General features: G+C 53.7%; 18 protein-coding genes. 10 read left to right on the plus strand and 8 right to left on the minus strand.

The window, feature by feature from the left end; all coding sequences use genetic code 11:
- Positions 1-63: 63 nt before the first annotated feature.
- On the minus strand, positions 64-984 hold the full coding sequence (gene tsf, locus D1646_RS06195) for a translation elongation factor Ts (protein ID WP_201754572.1): 921 nt from the start codon (positions 982-984) through the stop codon (positions 64-66).
- A gap of 114 nt (positions 985-1,098) precedes the next feature.
- The gene (rpsB, locus tag D1646_RS06200; protein ID WP_160635625.1) at positions 1,099-1,827 is read right to left on the minus strand and encodes a 30S ribosomal protein S2; all 729 of its coding nucleotides are present in this window, start codon (positions 1,825-1,827) and stop codon (positions 1,099-1,101) included.
- Between the two features lie 303 nt (positions 1,828-2,130).
- On the opposite strand from rpsB, the gene D1646_RS06205 reads away from it, so the two are divergent.
- Genes D1646_RS06205 through ispE form a run of 6 tightly spaced genes read left to right on the plus strand, consistent with a single transcriptional unit; the run spans position 2,131 to position 6,807 of the window.
- On the plus strand, positions 2,131-2,610 hold the full coding sequence (locus D1646_RS06205) for an Lrp/AsnC family transcriptional regulator (protein WP_160635626.1): 480 nt from the start codon (positions 2,131-2,133) through the stop codon (positions 2,608-2,610).
- Positions 2,607-3,800: an aminotransferase class I/II-fold pyridoxal phosphate-dependent enzyme gene (locus D1646_RS06210; RefSeq protein WP_160635627.1), complete on the plus strand. Its 1,194-nt coding sequence runs from the start codon at positions 2,607-2,609 to the stop codon at positions 3,798-3,800. Before D1646_RS06205 ends, D1646_RS06210 begins: the two co-directional genes overlap by 4 nt.
- Positions 3,800-4,402, plus strand: coding sequence for a bifunctional phosphoserine phosphatase/homoserine phosphotransferase ThrH (gene thrH, locus D1646_RS06215; RefSeq protein ID WP_160635628.1), 603 nt, complete (start codon positions 3,800-3,802; stop codon positions 4,400-4,402). The genes D1646_RS06210 and thrH overlap by 1 nt, the downstream gene beginning before the upstream one ends.
- A gap of 1 nt (position 4,403) precedes the next feature.
- Positions 4,404-4,610, plus strand: a complete 207-nt coding sequence (locus D1646_RS06220) for a hypothetical protein (protein ID WP_160635629.1) — start codon at positions 4,404-4,406, stop codon at positions 4,608-4,610.
- A 15-nt stretch (positions 4,611-4,625) separates the two neighbouring features.
- Positions 4,626-5,897 carry a DUF1015 domain-containing protein gene (locus tag D1646_RS06225; protein ID WP_160635630.1) on the plus strand — a complete coding sequence of 424 codons (1,272 nt, stop codon included), beginning with the start codon at positions 4,626-4,628 and terminating at the stop codon, positions 5,895-5,897.
- Positions 5,898-5,910: 13 nt separating this feature from the next.
- Complete coding sequence (ispE, locus tag D1646_RS06230; protein ID WP_347565140.1) at positions 5,911-6,807, plus strand: 4-(cytidine 5'-diphospho)-2-C-methyl-D-erythritol kinase; 897 nt, start codon at positions 5,911-5,913, stop codon at positions 6,805-6,807.
- A gap of 44 nt (positions 6,808-6,851) precedes the next feature.
- Here the strand turns inward: ispE and D1646_RS06235 are convergent, their stop codons facing one another.
- Together D1646_RS06235 and D1646_RS06240 are read right to left on the minus strand one after the other, a co-directional pair.
- A complete protein-coding gene (locus D1646_RS06235) occupies positions 6,852-7,988 on the minus strand; it encodes a DUF697 domain-containing protein (protein WP_160635632.1) in 1,137 nt (378 codons plus the stop codon).
- A 2-nt stretch (positions 7,989-7,990) separates the two neighbouring features.
- Positions 7,991-8,284 carry a hypothetical protein gene (locus D1646_RS06240; RefSeq protein WP_160635633.1) on the minus strand — a complete coding sequence of 98 codons (294 nt, stop codon included), beginning with the start codon at positions 8,282-8,284 and terminating at the stop codon, positions 7,991-7,993.
- A 351-nt stretch (positions 8,285-8,635) separates the two neighbouring features.
- On the opposite strand from D1646_RS06240, the gene D1646_RS06245 reads away from it, so the two are divergent.
- Together D1646_RS06245 and D1646_RS06250 are read left to right on the plus strand one after the other, a co-directional pair.
- Positions 8,636-9,259: a stage II sporulation protein R gene (locus D1646_RS06245; protein ID WP_160635634.1), complete on the plus strand. Its 624-nt coding sequence runs from the start codon at positions 8,636-8,638 to the stop codon at positions 9,257-9,259.
- A gap of 107 nt (positions 9,260-9,366) precedes the next feature.
- The gene (locus D1646_RS06250; protein ID WP_160635635.1) at positions 9,367-9,735 is read left to right on the plus strand and encodes a TnpV protein; all 369 of its coding nucleotides are present in this window, start codon (positions 9,367-9,369) and stop codon (positions 9,733-9,735) included.
- A gap of 65 nt (positions 9,736-9,800) precedes the next feature.
- Here the strand turns inward: D1646_RS06250 and D1646_RS06255 are convergent, their stop codons facing one another.
- From D1646_RS06255 to D1646_RS06270, 4 genes are read right to left on the minus strand one after another with little or no spacing between them, the layout of a single operon-like run.
- Entirely contained in the window at positions 9,801-10,760 is a 960-nt protein-coding gene (locus tag D1646_RS06255; RefSeq protein ID WP_160635636.1) for a hypothetical protein, read from the minus strand.
- 25 nt (positions 10,761-10,785) lie between these two features.
- Complete coding sequence (locus D1646_RS06260) at positions 10,786-11,325, minus strand: hypothetical protein (RefSeq protein ID WP_160635637.1); 540 nt, start codon at positions 11,323-11,325, stop codon at positions 10,786-10,788.
- Between the two features lie 24 nt (positions 11,326-11,349).
- A complete protein-coding gene (locus D1646_RS06265; RefSeq protein ID WP_160635638.1) occupies positions 11,350-12,696 on the minus strand; it encodes a DNA/RNA non-specific endonuclease in 1,347 nt (448 codons plus the stop codon).
- Between the two features lie 13 nt (positions 12,697-12,709).
- Positions 12,710-13,084, minus strand: a complete 375-nt coding sequence (locus D1646_RS06270; protein ID WP_160635639.1) for a hypothetical protein — start codon at positions 13,082-13,084, stop codon at positions 12,710-12,712.
- 842 nt (positions 13,085-13,926) lie between these two features.
- Between D1646_RS06270 and D1646_RS06275 the strand changes: the two genes are divergently transcribed.
- Together D1646_RS06275 and D1646_RS06280 are read left to right on the plus strand one after the other, a co-directional pair.
- Complete coding sequence (locus tag D1646_RS06275; RefSeq protein WP_160635640.1) at positions 13,927-14,217, plus strand: hypothetical protein; 291 nt, start codon at positions 13,927-13,929, stop codon at positions 14,215-14,217.
- Position 14,218: 1 nt separating this feature from the next.
- A complete protein-coding gene (locus D1646_RS06280; protein WP_160635641.1) occupies positions 14,219-15,559 on the plus strand; it encodes a relaxase/mobilization nuclease domain-containing protein in 1,341 nt (446 codons plus the stop codon).
- Positions 15,560-15,602 lie beyond the last annotated feature (43 nt).

Below are 15,602 nucleotides of genomic sequence, written 5' to 3' on the forward strand. Positions count from 1 at the left end.
CTCCACAGCTGGTGTAGGCAGCAAAAAAGCCGTCAGAGAGTGATCTCTGACGGCTTGGGGGAATTACTTCATCATGGAGGCCACTTCATCGGCGAAGTTCTCTTCCTTCTTCTCGATGCCCTCGCCGGTGGCGAAGCGGGTAAAGGCCTTCACGGTGATGGTGCCGCCCAGCTCCTTGGCCACGGCAGCCACGTGCTTCTCCACAGAAATCTTGTTCTCCTTCACAAAGGCCTGCTGGAGCAGACAGTTCTCCTCATAGTACTTACCCAGCTTGCCCATAACAATGCCCTCCTTCACCTTGTCAGGCTTGGCAGCCATCTTGGGGTCGTTGGCCATAATGGCCAGCTGGATCTCCTTCTCCTTGTTCAGCACCTCCTGGCTCACGTTGGACTTGTCCAGGTAGGTGGGGTTCATGGCACAGATCTGCATGGCCACGTCCCTGCCCAGTTCCACCACCTTGTCGGCATCAATGCCCTCCACGGCCAGGTTGACCAGCACGCCCACCTTGCCGTTCATGTGGACATAGGGCACGCTGACGCCCTCGGCGTAGCGGACGAAGCGGCGAATCTGGATATTCTCGCCAATGGCAAGCACCTTGTCGGCGGTCACGTCGGCGATGGTGCGGTCGGTGCCGGGGTACTTGCAGTTCTTCAGGGCCTCCACATCGGCGGGGTCCTCGGCGGCCACCACGCTGGCCACGTCCTTGACAAAGCCCTGGAACACGTCGTTCTTGGCCACAAAGTCGGTCTGAGAGTTGACCTCGATCAGAACGCCCACGCCGTTGTCGGTCGCCATAGCCAGGGACACGCCCTCAGCAGCCACCTTGCCGGCCTTCTTGGTCTGAGCGGCCAGACCCTTCTCCCGCAGCCACTCGATGGCCTTGTCAAAGTCGCCGTCGGCCTCCACCAGGGCCTTCTTGCAGTCCATCATGCCAACGCCGGTCATCTCGCGCAGCTTCTGTACGTCCTTAGCGGAAATCGCCATAATAAATTACCTCCAAATTATTGTGATACAGCAGGGCGCGACAACTGGCCGCGCGGCACGCCGCGTTTACCTGGGGCGGAATGCCGGGGTCGTCACGCCCTGCCAAAATATTTCTTACTCTCCGGCGGCGGGAGCGGCCTCCTCAGCGGGGGCGGCGTCCTGGCCCTGCTTGCCCTCCTGGATGGCGTTGGCCATAACGGAGGAGATGAGCTTGATGGCGCGGATGGCGTCGTCGTTGCCGGGGATCACGTAGTCAATCTCGTCGGGATCGCAGTTGGTGTCCACGATGGCTACAATGGGGATGTGGAGCTTGCGGGCCTCGTTAATGGCGTTGCGCTCCTTGCGGGGGTCCACCACGAACAGGGCGCCGGGGAGCTTCTTCATCTCGGTGACGCCGCCCAGGTACTTCTCCAGCTTGGCGATCTCGCCCATGTGCTTAATGACTTCCTTCTTGGGCAGCATGTCGAAGGTGCCGTCCTCCTGCATCTTCTTCAGCTGGGCCAGACGGTCCACGCGGCCCCGCATGGTCTTGAAGTTGGTGAGCATACCGCCCAGCCAGCGGGCGTTGACCCAGTACATGCCAACCCGGCCGGCCTCTTCCCGGATGGCCTCCTGGGCCTGCTTCTTGGTGCCCACGAAGAGCAGGGTCTCCCCCTTCTCGCCCAGGGAGCGGACAAAGTTATAGGCCTCCTCCAGCTTCTTCACCGTCTTCTGGAGATCGATGATATAGATGCCGTTGCGCTCGGTGTAAATGTAGGTGGCCATTTTGGGGTTCCACCGGCGGGTCTGGTGGCCGAAGTGGACGCCGGCCTCCAGCAGCTGCTTCATAGATACGACTGCCATAGTTGTTTCCTCCTGTTTTTTCAGTTATTCTTCTGGGGGCATCATGTTCTCCGCCAACCCGGTTTTTCCAGGCACCGGGCGAAAAATCCGCACTCCCACGCATAATGCCTGGGTAGTATACCACAGTTTCTCCCAGGAATCAATACTTTTTTTCTCTTTTGAGGCAATAATTTGCGGGAGCGGGAGAGACTGGGGCGGATTCCTGCGCTTTGGGATTGTTTTTCTCTGAAACAGCGTGTATAATGGAGCTTGATACGGGCCGTCCGGCGGTCCGGACGCCAATTTCACAAGGAGGAACAGTTCATGGAAAAGCTGCTGGAGCTGTTGGAACAGGACTGCACCATGCCGCTGTCGGCGCTGGCCGCCGCAGCAGGAGTGAGCGAGGAGGAGGCCAAGGCCGCCATCAAGCAATACGAGGACGACCGGACCATTCTGGGCTACCAGGCCATTGTGGACTGGGACCGGGTCCATAAGGAGACGGTGACCGCCCTGATCGAGGTCAATGTGACCCCCCAGTCCAAGGACGGCTTCGACCGCATCGCCGAGCGCATCTATCAGTATGACGAGGTGGAGAGTATGTACCTGATGAGCGGCTCCTTTGACCTGACCGTCATCATCTCGGGCCGCACCCTGCGCCAGGTGGCCCAGTTCGTGGGAGAGCGGCTGGCCCCCATCCAGGGCGTCACCGGCACGGCAACCCACTTCATCCTGAAAAAATACAAGGAAAAACATCTGGTGTTCCGTCCCCAGGACCCGGAGGAAAGGGAGTACATCTTCGTATGAATTACGAGCATATCCTCAATGAGAGAATCCAAAACGTGAAGCCCTCCGGCATTCGGAAGTTCTTCGACATTCTGGAGGAGATGACCGACGCCATCTCTCTGGGCATCGGCGAGCCCGACTTCGTGACCCCCTGGCACATCCGGGACGCGGGCATCTACTCCCTGGAGCGGGGCCGCACCAAGTACACCTCCAACGCCGGAATGCTCCAGCTGCGCCGGGAAATCGCCTCCTACCTCAACCGCCGCTTTGATTTGCAGTACGACTACGCCAGCCAGATTCTGGTCACCGTGGGGGGCAGCGAGGCCATCGACCTGGCCCTGCGGGTTCTGGTCAATCCGGGGGACGAGGTGATCGTACCGGTGCCCTCCTTCGTGTGCTACGGCCCCCTGGCCGAAATGGCCGGCGGCGTGCCCAGGTACCTGACCCTGAAGGCGGAGAACCAGTTCCGCCTCACCCCGGAGGAACTGGAGTCAGCCATTACCGACAAGACCAAGGTGCTGGTCCTCCCCTTCCCCTCCAATCCCACCGGCGGCACCATGGAGCGCAAGGACCTGGAGGCCATTGCCCAGGTACTGCGGGGCACCGATATTATGGTCATCTCCGACGAGATTTACGCTGAACTGACCTACGGCCGCCGTCACGTCTCCCTGGCCAACCTGACCGATATGTACGACCGGACCATCGTGGTCAACGGCTTCTCCAAGAGCCACGCTATGACCGGCTGGCGCATGGGCTATGTCTGCGCCCCCCAGCCCATTATCGCCGCCATGACCAAGCTCCACCAGTTCGGCATCATGTCCGCCCCCACCACCAGCCAGTACGCCGCCGTGGAGGCCATGCGCAACGGCGACGGGGACATTGAGCATATGCGGGAGGAGTACGACCGCCGCCGCCGGTATCTGGTGGAAAACCTGAACCGCATCGGCCTGCCCTGCTTCGAGCCCAAGGGCGCCTTCTATGTCTTCCCGGATATCCGCTCCACCGGCCTGACCAGCGAGGAGTTCTGTGAACGGTTCCTGCTGGAGGAGAAGGTGGCCGTCATCCCCGGCTCCGCCTTCGGTCCCGGCGGCGAGGGCTTTGTGCGGGCCTGCTACGCCGCCTCTATGAAGGATATCGCCGAGGCCGTGGCCCGGATGGACAACTTCCTCACCAATTTGAGAAGGAAGCAGGGAAGAGAGGAGAATATTTGATGAATATTGTATGTTTAGACATGGAGGGTGTCTTGGTCCCGGAAATTTGGATTGCCTTTTCTGAGGAGAGCGGCATCCCGGAGCTGCGCCGCACAACCCGAGACGAGCCCGACTACGACAAGCTGATGAAGTGGCGGCTGGGCATTTTGAAGGAGCACGGTCTGGGACTGAAGGAGATCCAGGCGGTCATCGCCAAAATCGACCCCCTGCCCGGGGCGAAAGAGTTCCTGGACCAGCTGCGCTCCCAGACCCAGGTGGTCATCCTCAGCGACACCTTCGAGCAGTTCGCCAAGCCTCTGATGGAGAAGCTGGGCTGGCCCGCCATCTTCTGCAACACCCTGGAGGTTGCGGAGAACGGGGAGATCACTGGCTACAAAATGCGCTGTGAGCAGTCCAAGCTGACCACGGTGCGGGCCCTCCAGTCCATGGGCTTTGACACCATCGCCGCCGGGGACAGCTTCAACGACCTGGGGATGATTCAGGCCAGCAAGGCGGGCTTCCTGTTCAAGTCCACCGACGCCATCAAGGCTGCCCACCCCGAGCTGCCCGCTTTCGAGGAGTTCGGCGACCTGCTCCGCGCCATTGAGGGGGCGCTGGATTAAGGTGGCCGCCTTCCTGATTTATGCCCTTCTATCCGCCGCCGGTATGTTTTTCTCGACCCTGATGCTGGCGCCGCTGGGGGAGGACTGGCTGATATTCGGCCTGATCCTGGGCGGCGCGGTTCTGGGCTGCCTGCGTGTCCTGTGGGAGAAGCTGGACCGGATAGAACAGAAATTGGACGCGCTGGCGGAACGGCAAAAAGAAAATTAAAATGAGTGATGATCTATGACAAAACAATTTGAAGACCTCCCCTTCCAGCCCGCAAACATTCTCCTGCCCCGGGACTGCGACCTGAGTCTGTGGAGCGTGGTGGCCTGCGACCAGTACACCTCCCGGCCCGAGTACTGGCAGCGGGTTGAGGAGCGGGTGGGCCGGGCGCCCTCGGCTCTGCGGCTGATTCTGCCGGAGAGCTGTCTGGAGGGCCCCAGTGTGGAGACGGACATCATGGAGATCAACAACACCATGAGCCGCTACCTGCGGGAGGGCCGCTTTCAGGAGTACCCCGACGCCCTGATCTATGTGGAGCGCACCCTGGACAGCGGCAAGGTCCGCCGGGGGCTGATCGGCGCGGTAGATTTGGAGCAGTACGACTACGAGCCGGAGACTGCCTCCGCCGTCCGGGCCACCGAGGGCACCGTCCTGTCCCGTATCCCGCCCCGGGTGGCGGTGCGGAAGAACGCCCCCATTGAGCTGCCCCACGCCATGCTCCTGGTGGACGACCCCCATAGGACGATGATCGAGCCCCTCTCCGCCTGCACAGAGGAGATGGAACTGCTCTACGATTTTGAGCTGATGGAGCGGGGCGGCCACATCAGGGGCTGGCTGCTGACTCCGGAGCTGAAAGTCCATGTCCTCCAGGCGCTGAAGACCTGGAGAGACCGGGTTGAGCAGGACCTGGACGGGCTGCTGTTCGCCGTGGGGGACGGCAACCACTCCCTGGCCGCCGCCAAGGCCTGCTACGAGCGGCGCAAGGGGCTCACCGACCCCGCCCAGTGGCCTGACCTGCCCTCCCGGTACGCCCTGTGCGAGTTGGTCAATCTCCACGACGACTCCCTGGAGTTCGAGCCCATCCACCGGGTCGTCTTCGGGGTCCGGCCGGAGGAGCTGCTGGACGCCCTGATGCGCTTCTACCCCTCCGCCGTCCAGGGCCGGGTGGAGGGCCACTTGCTGCCCTTCGTCATCAACCGCTGGAGCCGGGGGGAGATCACCGTCTCCGACCCCGCCGCCCGGCTGCCTGTGGCCACCCTGCAAAACTTTTTGGACAGCTACCTTGCCGCCCACCCCAAGGTACGCACCGACTACATTCATGGGGCGGAAGAGGCCTGTGCCCTGGCGGAGGAGCGGGAGGATGCCGTGGCCTTCCTGCTGCCCTCCATGTCCAAGGGGGAGCTGTTCCCCACCATTATCCACGATGGAGTGCTGCCCCGGAAGACCTTCTCCATGGGGGAGGCCCATCACAAGCGATTCTATCTGGAGGCCCGGAAGATACGAACATAAGGAGGCGGCCGCCGTGCAGGTGGAAGCTCACGCAAAACTGAATCTGACTCTGGATGTGCTGGGCAGGCGTCCCGACGGCTACCACGACCTGCGGATGGTGATGCAGTCCATTGAGCTGGCCGACCTCCTGGATCTGAGTTACACAAATACAGGGGAGCTGCGGGTCAGCACCAACCTCCACTTTCTGCCCAACAACGAGAAGAACCTGGCCGCCCAGGCCGCCCTGCGCTGGTATGAGAGCGCGGTCGTTCAGAATCCGGGCAAGTGGGATACGGAGGACTTAAAGCGCAGTGTTAACTTCGATGGGCTGGATGTCACCATCGAGAAGCATATCCCTGTCTGCGCCGGCCTGGGGGGCGGGAGCAGCGACGCCGCCGCCGTCCTTCGGGCGCTGAACCTGATGGAGGACGCCTGCCTGTCCCCGGAGGCGGTCGCCAGTATCGGAGCATTGGTAGGCTCCGACGTGCCCTACTGCGTCATCGGGGGCACCGCCCTGGCGGAGGGACGGGGGGAAATCCTCACTCCCCTGCCCCCCCTGCCCCGGTGCTGGGCGGTGCTGTGCAAGCCGGAGTTCTCCATCTCAACCCCCGCCCTCTTTGCCAAAATCGACAGTGTGCGCCTGCGCTGCCGCCCCGACACTAAGGGGGTCATCGCCGCCCTGGAGGCGGGGGACCTGGCCGGAGTTTCGCGGCGGATGTACAACGTCTTTGAGGACGCCCTCCCCGAGCGCCAGAGGACGCGGGTAAACGACATTAAAAACACCCTCATTCAGTGCGGGGCGCTGGGGGCCAGCATGAGCGGCACCGGCCCTACCGCCTTCGGGCTCTTCGACAGTGAGGACAAGGCACGGGAGGCCTGGGAGCGCCTTCGGGAGTTCGGCGGAGAGGTTTTCTTGGCTCAGACAGTCTGAAAATATCCAGGGACAGCACGGCAGGTGCTGTCCCTTGTTTTTGATTATCGTTTTTTCAGCCTCTGCTTGAAGGCCTCCGAGATGATCTGTCTTCCCCGTTCGCCCTCCAGGTCCTGGGCGCTGATCTCCCCCAGGAACATTTTTTCCATCAGCAGGATATATGCCTCTCCCAGGGCGGTGGTGATGACCCCCGCCGTACTGCCCGAAATGACCGCGCCGGCCACCGTCCCCACGCCGGGGATCAATTTTAGAATATTGGAGACGGCGGTCTTGCCCAGCACCGTCGCCCCGGCGCTGCCCAGGGTGGAGGAGACAAGGGCGGTCAAAATGCCCTTATTGATCTCGATCCCAAAAATCGCGGTGATGGAGGCGATCATGGTAACTTGCGTTGGAATCAGCAGCGCGGCGTCGGAAAAAGGGATAGGGCTGGCCCCTGTGGCAACCGCTGCTGCTGCCGCTGTTGCAACGGCGGCATGGGCCCTGTTCTTTTTTTCGGATAAGCTGACCTTCTGGACATGCTGGAGGGTATCAAGGAGTTCCTCCGGTATGCACTGAGATGTTACCTGCAATAAAATTTCCAGGTTACAGGCGCGCACTATATATGCTCCGCCGTTAAAACTCTTATCCTGGGCCACAACAGGGACAACTTTGGCGATGGGCAGATTGTAGGCATTAATTTGATTTTTCATTACCTTGGCGTCGTCCATATCATAGGCCTTGGTCAGCACGACTATGACCGGAACTTTGGTTTTGGCAGTGGAGCTTGTCAAATCCTTGATCCACTCCAACTCTCCACCGTCAAAGGTGCGGTCTCCCGTCACACTGACACAGTACCAGATACAGTGGATCATCTGATTGACATCCCTTGACTCCACGCCGGTTTCAATCAATTTGAGGATATCCCGCTTTACGTTCTCCGTTTGGCCCTTTGTCAGTTCAAAGCCAGGTGTGTCATAGATTACCAGCGGGCAACCGGGTTTACTGTGCTTTTGGATCTCCTTTGTTACCGGTTCCCCAATTCCGGTATCTGCCATATTCCCGTGGAACATACTGTTAATCAGTGTGCTTTTCCCCACGCCGGTCTTTCCAGTTACCACAATGTTAAAGTTTCTCAGATTTCGGATTCTGTCCTGAATCGCTTTAAAGCACTGGTTCACAAGGTCATTTAAGCTGATATCCATCCTTACTCCTCCTCGTCTAAATCGTCCCCCGTGTTATCCTGAGCCTCCTCGTCCGCCTGGAGCACCTCCTTAGGGATTTTCGGCCCGGTATACCAGCTGTCCTCGTCCAGGACGGAATCCGGAGATTTGTACATCTGGTCATAAATAAAGGCTGTCACCTTTGGCATCAGCTTGGGGATCGCCACACAGGCCCCGGCGCAGAGAGCCAGACTGCCCACGATATAGCCAGCTTTGGATTTGCTGCGCCTCTTTTTGCTGGACTTCTCAAGTTCTGGGTTCAGATTTGTTTCGCTCATAGGATTACCTCCCTATCAATACTGCTGCATTACCAGGTGCGGCGCTTGCGGCCACAAGTGGCAAAAAGTACACTTTTTGACATTTGCCGGAAATCAGATAATTGGTAATTATTTGAAAATAATTTGATAAAAAATCACGAAAAAGCTCTTGCAAACGTTGTCGATTTATGGTATCCTAAACTACAGTCAACAACTATCAAAAAGTGTACCTTATGATATTTTTCGGATTCCGGTCGAACTGCCGCTTCATTATTTTCTTGTCTGCATACCATTATAAAAACTGAAAAATCCGTCCATACTGTAAGAAACTTAACAGTGTGGGCGGATTTTTATTTCAGGGAGGAAAATGGTATGGACCGAAAATTAAAGCGCTGGGAGCTGGCGCTGATGTTTGGCGTACTGGTGGCGGTGATTGCGGGCAGCTGGCTGGGACGGGAGCAGCAGGAGCTGGCAGACCATGTAATTCGTCTTCACGTCATCGCCAACTCAGACAGCCGGGAGGACCAGGCGCTGAAGCTGGCGGTACGGGACCGGATTTTAGAGCAGGCGGAAACGCTGTATCCCGAGAACGCGACCCTGTCTCAGGCCCAGGCGGCGCTGGAGGGCCATTTGAACACCCTGGCCGCCGCAGGACGGGCGGTGGTAGAGGAGCAGGGCTGGGACTACCCCGTGTCCGCCAGCCTGGAGGAGTGTTGGTTCCCCACCAAGGAGTACGACGGCTTCGCCCTCCCTGCCGGGAACTACACCGCCCTCCGGGTCATTATCGGGGAGGGCAAGGGTCAAAACTGGTGGTGCGTGGCCTTCCCTCCCCTGTGTCTGGGGGCCGCCAGCGAAACGGTGGACCAGGCTCTGGAGGCCGGTTACTTCACCCCGGAGCAGGGCGCTCTGGTCACCGGCGGCGGCGAGGGCTATGTCCTCAAGTTCAAGGCCATGGAGCTGCTGGGCGAAGTACAGAGCTTTTTTGCGAAAAAATGAGAGGCGTCTTGGGAGGGACTTCGTAAGGAAGTTCCTCCCAAACTTTTATCAAGTCAACCGAATGTGATTGAATTGCAGGAAATATCAATCTATCGGAGGACTATATTATGGAAAAGTCATTATTTGAGCAGATGGGTGGAACTTACTACCAGCAGGGCGATTATTTCTTGCCTAATCTCTCTGTTCCTGAAACTGTTCCCATCGGCATTTGGGGCCAACGGCATTTGCGCTACATAAAGAAGTACCGTCGAGCCATCTATACCGCTATGCTGTTATCAGGTAAGTTGGACACTTATCTTTCTGAAATTGACTGGCAAGCCGACGATATGTTTTCTCAGTTGGTCAAACAGCTAACGGAGCAGGAGGGCATTACGGAGCAACTCAAAGCTACTGACCAGATAAAATGGGTATGTCAGATGAACAATATTGTAGAACGAGTGATAGAAATCATAAATACCGAGCTAATCTACAAATAATAGAACTAAGGGGTGCAAGCAATGCTTGTACCCCTTGGCTTTAGTGATTTTTCAAAAGCTGTTCCCTACTGTATCTCTGTCAAAACTGTAATTATTTGATTTTCTAAATCTATCTGCTGATCGTGTGCCAACTTAGAAGAAATTCTTACAATTAATGTGCCAACCACAGTATGAGTGCCGCGATCCAACGATGTATTATCGAAAGAAGCAAGGTATGTATCCCGCGTTTGAGCCTCCTCAACCGTACCATATACCTCAATGGAGCCACCGCCGATTGTCCCAATGTCAATTACATTATATTTTTCTGGCTCAATGTCCCAGCCCCTTTTATCGACCCGTTCATCAGAAAAATAGATACATCCAATATAGCCGCCAGGGGTTCCAAGATAGCCATTTGGATCATGATTTTTTGTTACCGCTGCAAGGCCGAGGATGGTGTCAAGCTCTTTTAATCGATCCATTACAAAGTCATCTGAAGGCGCTGTAACTTGCTTGAGCCCCTGAATACTATTTTGGAAAGCGATTTGATTTTCTTTTATCGTTTCAATAGAGACGGTATAATCAGGTGTGGTTGGCGTGTCAGGAAACGAAATCTTTATAAGCGCATCCTTTTCAGCAATAACAGTCTGTTCTATTTCTTCCCGTTCTGATGTGGTCGCATCAACTGGAATAATCACTTCTTCTTTGAGTGGGAGCAAATCAGGAACGGTCATCATTCTGGCCATAGCTGTAGAGATTGATTGTTCAAGGGCAATGGATGTTTGAGGATCAAATGGCAGTTCCCCAGAATTAAGAGCCAACGTTGCATCTGTAATAATTTCTTCTAAATATGTATTTGCTCCTACTATAGCTGGAATTGCATCATTATGAGCAGCCACGGCCACATTGTATTGTGCAACTAAAGCATTATACTCAGCAACAACTGCTTCTACTGTGCTTTCACTACCCTCTACCCTGGAACTATTGCAGGCCACAACAATACAGGCCATAACGACCAAAAATATTGTAGCTGCGACTTTTTTCATGGGAAGTTCCTCATTTCATTATCTATCAATGTACGCCGTTTATAACATCTTCCGCTTCTTTTGAAAAATAGATTGTGTTTCGTGCATCGTAACGAGTATCAACTTGGTCATCATATATGACCTCAAGCGTTACGCTGGATGCTCCATCAGGAGAATACTGAAAAATAACAATATCTTCCTCGGCTTCTTTGTCAGTCTGCGCTAAAAGAGAACGAGTATATTCTACAACGTTATCCTCTGTACCATCTACCAGAGTAGCTATGCCGTCAGAAATTTCAATGCCACAATCTCCCGAACAAGTAAATCTATATGTAACTACAATTTCCGAATCAACTCCACTTTTTATATCCGTGACGGTAGTAGAGCCAATGCGAACATAGCAGTTTTTGTCGCCAGGAAACTCTTTTTGCTGATTTCCATAAGTCCAGTCACTATTGTCACCAGCTAAATAATAAATAGAAGTTTCGGTAGAGAATACCGGCGTTTTATCGCCGCAACTTGAAAGCGAAAAAGCTACAAATAGTGTAAAGATTGTCATGAAGCACGATTTAAACTTAAATGTCATATGAATTACCTCTCTTTTTCCATGTTAATTGAACAGTTTAACGAAATCGGAAACGCCGTCAATAATATAGGACACATCCATCCTGCTGGGTCTGAATGAACTTCCATCATATAATAGTTGAATTGTTCCTTGAACCGCTTTCCCGTCTTTTAGTGACTCTGCCCACAGGTTTTCTACGGCAAGATATTCTGATTGGTTAAGCTTGGAACTCATCGGAACCAAATTTTCAATACCACCAGTACCATTGAAACGATCTCCGATGATGTGTCCTCTTTGGTCGCCAATCTGTTGAAAGCCACGACCAATATCGTCAATAGATACGCCTAATGTTTTGCGTGCTTGGCCAACAGGCTTCATAGTTAACTTTTCAAACGAAACACTAATAATGCGCCCCAAGTCATCGGTCTGATACATATATCCGTTAATCTTGTAGATTGAGTTTGGAACAAGGTCATCACCGATACGGTAAATCTTACCTGCTGCATCTGTCAAGCAACGAACAGCATCATCCCCAGACCCTCGCCAAAACGCAGAGTTTGCCTTGAGTGCAACTTTGGTAACATCAAGAATTTCATCTCCATTGGATTTGAAGAAACCAAGAATCCGGCCAGCATCATCTATAAGGGTTATTTGCTTCTCTGCTGTACTATATAAAGCTTTTCCAATTATCTTGCCAGTTTTGTCCTTTACATTTCCAAAATTGTCTACAACGAGTTTGCCAAGTCCCTTAGATCGTAATGCTGTTGGAGTAACAATATTCTCAACAGCACCGGCTATCGCTCCCCACATATATCCTTCGGAAAATCCCTCTATTGCATACTTAGCTACTTTCGCTTTTGGTGCATCTCCCTCGTCGCAGGTTAGGATGACCTTCATAGTAGCTTCAATGGCACCAGAAATTATCGCCTCCGCTGCAATACCTGCTGCTGACCCAAATACAAAGAATGTCTTACCTCCCGTAGCGGTATTTATGGCACCAACAGCGATAACTACGCTTGTCCCTACCGCAAATTGAGAAATGACCTTTGGCCAGTCAATATCGTAGTCCACGATGTCTTCAGGAAGATACTGAAGGATATCCGTTTTACTATCCGGGGTTATGGTTATTTCAAAGATATACGATTGGCAAATGAACTGTTCGCCAATAGTAACTTCATATATCCCATTCTCAAAAATCAAGTTTTCTGCAATGTATTTTGCTTGAATTTTATCTTCGCTAATAAAATCACCGGCGATGACATCTTGGTAAATTTTATCCTCCTCGATAAATGTACCTGGATCAACATCACTACCTGAATTGGAGCATCCAGTAAGACATTGCATACATAGCAATATTGCCAAAAAGAGAGACAAATATCGTTTTGGTGCCATAATTGCCACCTCTTTATTCCAGTATCAGTTTGGCATATTCTACGCCATCCTCGTAAAAGGTTTTGCAAAATATATGTTTGCCGACAACAGACAAGAAATCCTTTATATAGTCTATTTTTCTACCACCTATCTCAATATAGCAGGTGGTAGAATCTGAAGTGTTTTTTTCAGGATAAAAATCTGTAACATGAACTAAAAATTGTTCCAGCAAGTCTTCCAGCGGATACTGTGAAATGTCAGCTCCAGAGGTTCCCTCTCCTAATAAGGGCTCCTGTTCAAACGCAATACTGGTAACAAAAAGTTCACCCATTTGATAAATGTTGGGTGCTATTTTTGTATATGGATTAGTTTGATACTTTAGGGGCGTATACGGAACAATATTTTTCAAGATTACTTTCCTCCAAAGAGAAATCATAAATTTATTTGTTCAGATAATATCACATTACCTGTCGAAAGTAAAGTACAGATGCCAAAAGGGTAGTCCTACCTATTGAATTGTGTGTTGACAAACATTAGTTCCATATGGTAAACTGTACTCCCATGCAAGTGGGCCAACTTAATAACACATATAGCACATCCCTTTTGGCGCTTGTAAAACAAGGCCGGTACATCAAACTCGCTTCAACGGAACGAAAATTCTGCTGGGGCTGGTTTTGATGTACCGGCTTCTTTTTTGCTTTGACAACTGAATGACCGTCCGAATGGGATACTCCGCCATGACCTCCACCGGGGAGCGAGCGAGACAACGCCGCTGAACAGGGGCAGGAACGCCATTCGGGACAATCGGCAAAACAGTGTGACGGCAAAAATGACCTTATTTGCCGTCACTATTTCGCCCCGCCAATAGAAGTGATGCCAAAATTGCCGTCACTTAATCGGCTTCAACCGAATCATGACGGCATTTTTGACGTCATGTGCCGTCACCTGTGCGTGGCATCATCCGTGATGCCACTTTTGTGCGGCCTATCTATAAGAATGGCATCACCTATGATGCCATAGCCCAGATATGGGACAGGCCAAACGTAACTGCGAAAAAATGTTCTCAGCATATTTCCTCAGAAAGAAGCCGAACCAGCCTGCTTTCCATGCCCCAGGAGTAGCAGAACTACCCCTGTCCACAGGGATAGCGAGCATCGGATTTCGCCCCCCCACGGGGCAAAATCCATTCCCAGGGGAGACCCCTGAATACCCCCTCCCACGGCGGAAATTTGACAGAATGGAGGAATTATTTTGAGTACCAACGACAAAAAAGTACGGCTGAAAATCCGACTGACGGTCGAAGAAAAGACCAAGCTGGAGCATGACGCCGCCCTGTGCGGCCTGACCCAATCCGAATATCTCCGGCAGATTTGTTTGGGTAAGCGGCCCAAGCCCAAGCAACCCTCGGAGTTTTGGGAACTGCTGGACGCCTTGTATGAAATCCACGATAAGCTGGAACGCCTGACCGTCTACGGCCCGGAAGCGGCAGAAGAATGTTCCCGGCTTGAAAAGCTCGTCCTGTTCTTACAGGAGGTGGCCTGACGTGGCAACCACCAGCCTGTGTCACATCAAGGGCCGCCTCAGCGACCTGATCGCCTATGTGGAAAACCCTGAGAAAACCATCCCCAAGGGCACCGAGGACTTTTTCAATGTATTTTCGTACATCCAGAACCCACAAAAAACCGCAGATGGCTCCTTTGTCACCACTATCAACTGCTTGAAGCAAACAGCCCTACGTCAGATGATCCTGACCAAGCAGCGGTACGGCAAAGAGGACAAGTACATCGCGTGGCACGGCTATCAGAGCTTCAAACCGGGGGAGGTCACCCCGGAGCGGTGCCATGAGATCGGCGTGAAGCTGGCACAGGATATGTGGGGTGACAGGTTCCAGGTCATTGTCACCACCCACCTGGACAAAGGCCACCTGCACAATCATTTCTGTTTCAATTCAGTATCTTTCAGGGATGGCAAAAAGTATAACTACTCCAAAGCCGAGCAGCAGCGCCTCCGAGACACCTCAGACCGGCTTTGCCGGGAATATGGCCTGTCCGTCATTGAGCATGGGCGCAAGGCCCCCAGCCGCCCGGTCTGGCTGGACGAGCAGAGCGGCAAACCCACCCGCTACAATGTTTATCGGGCGGACGTGCGGGAAGCGGTCAACGGAAGCCGTACTGTGGAGATGATGGAGAAGTATCTCCGGCGCAAGGGCTATCTCACCGATTTCACGGGCAAACATTGGAAGATACGCCTGCCACAATACCAGCACTTCACCCGTCTGGACACCCTGGACGAGCGGTGGACGCCGGAAAATATCAGGCGCAGCCTGGGCGCACGAGCCAGCTTTGGGAATAAACGCCCCACCGTGAATTTCGCCCCGGAGCTGCCGGAGGAACTGCGGGTCTATGTTCCGTTCCAGCCCACAGGCCACGTTTACCGGCTGTTCCTCTATTGGGAATACCAGCTTGGCATTTTACCCAAGGGAACGGATTACAAGCCCACCAGCCCGTTTATGAAAGAGGAACTGCGAAAGCTGGATACGATCACCGCCCAGGTGGATTATTTGGCGAAAAACCGCATTGAAACGCTGGACGATCTTCTTTCAGCCCGTGAAACCATTCAAAGTGAATTGGACACGCTGATCGACCAGCGGACAAAGCTACAAAATAAGATACGCAGAGCGTCACCCGCTGAAAAGGAGCGGTTACGGGGCGAAAAACAAGCTATAACCGCTCAAATTTCTGCTTGCAGAAAGAAATTGAAGCTGAATACAGGCGTTGAGGAACGCTCCGCCAAAATTCAAGACACGATGGACATGGTTTACACCAACGAGGAACAGCACCGCCAGATAGGACAGGAGAGAACGAGAGGAGCGAGAAGCAGATGAATATTATCAAGTTGGAATTGACCGAGCAGGAAGCGAAAATCTA

This window comes from Pseudoflavonifractor sp. 60 (genome assembly GCF_009911645.1).
Taxonomy (GTDB): domain Bacteria; phylum Bacillota; class Clostridia; order Oscillospirales; family Oscillospiraceae; genus Lawsonibacter.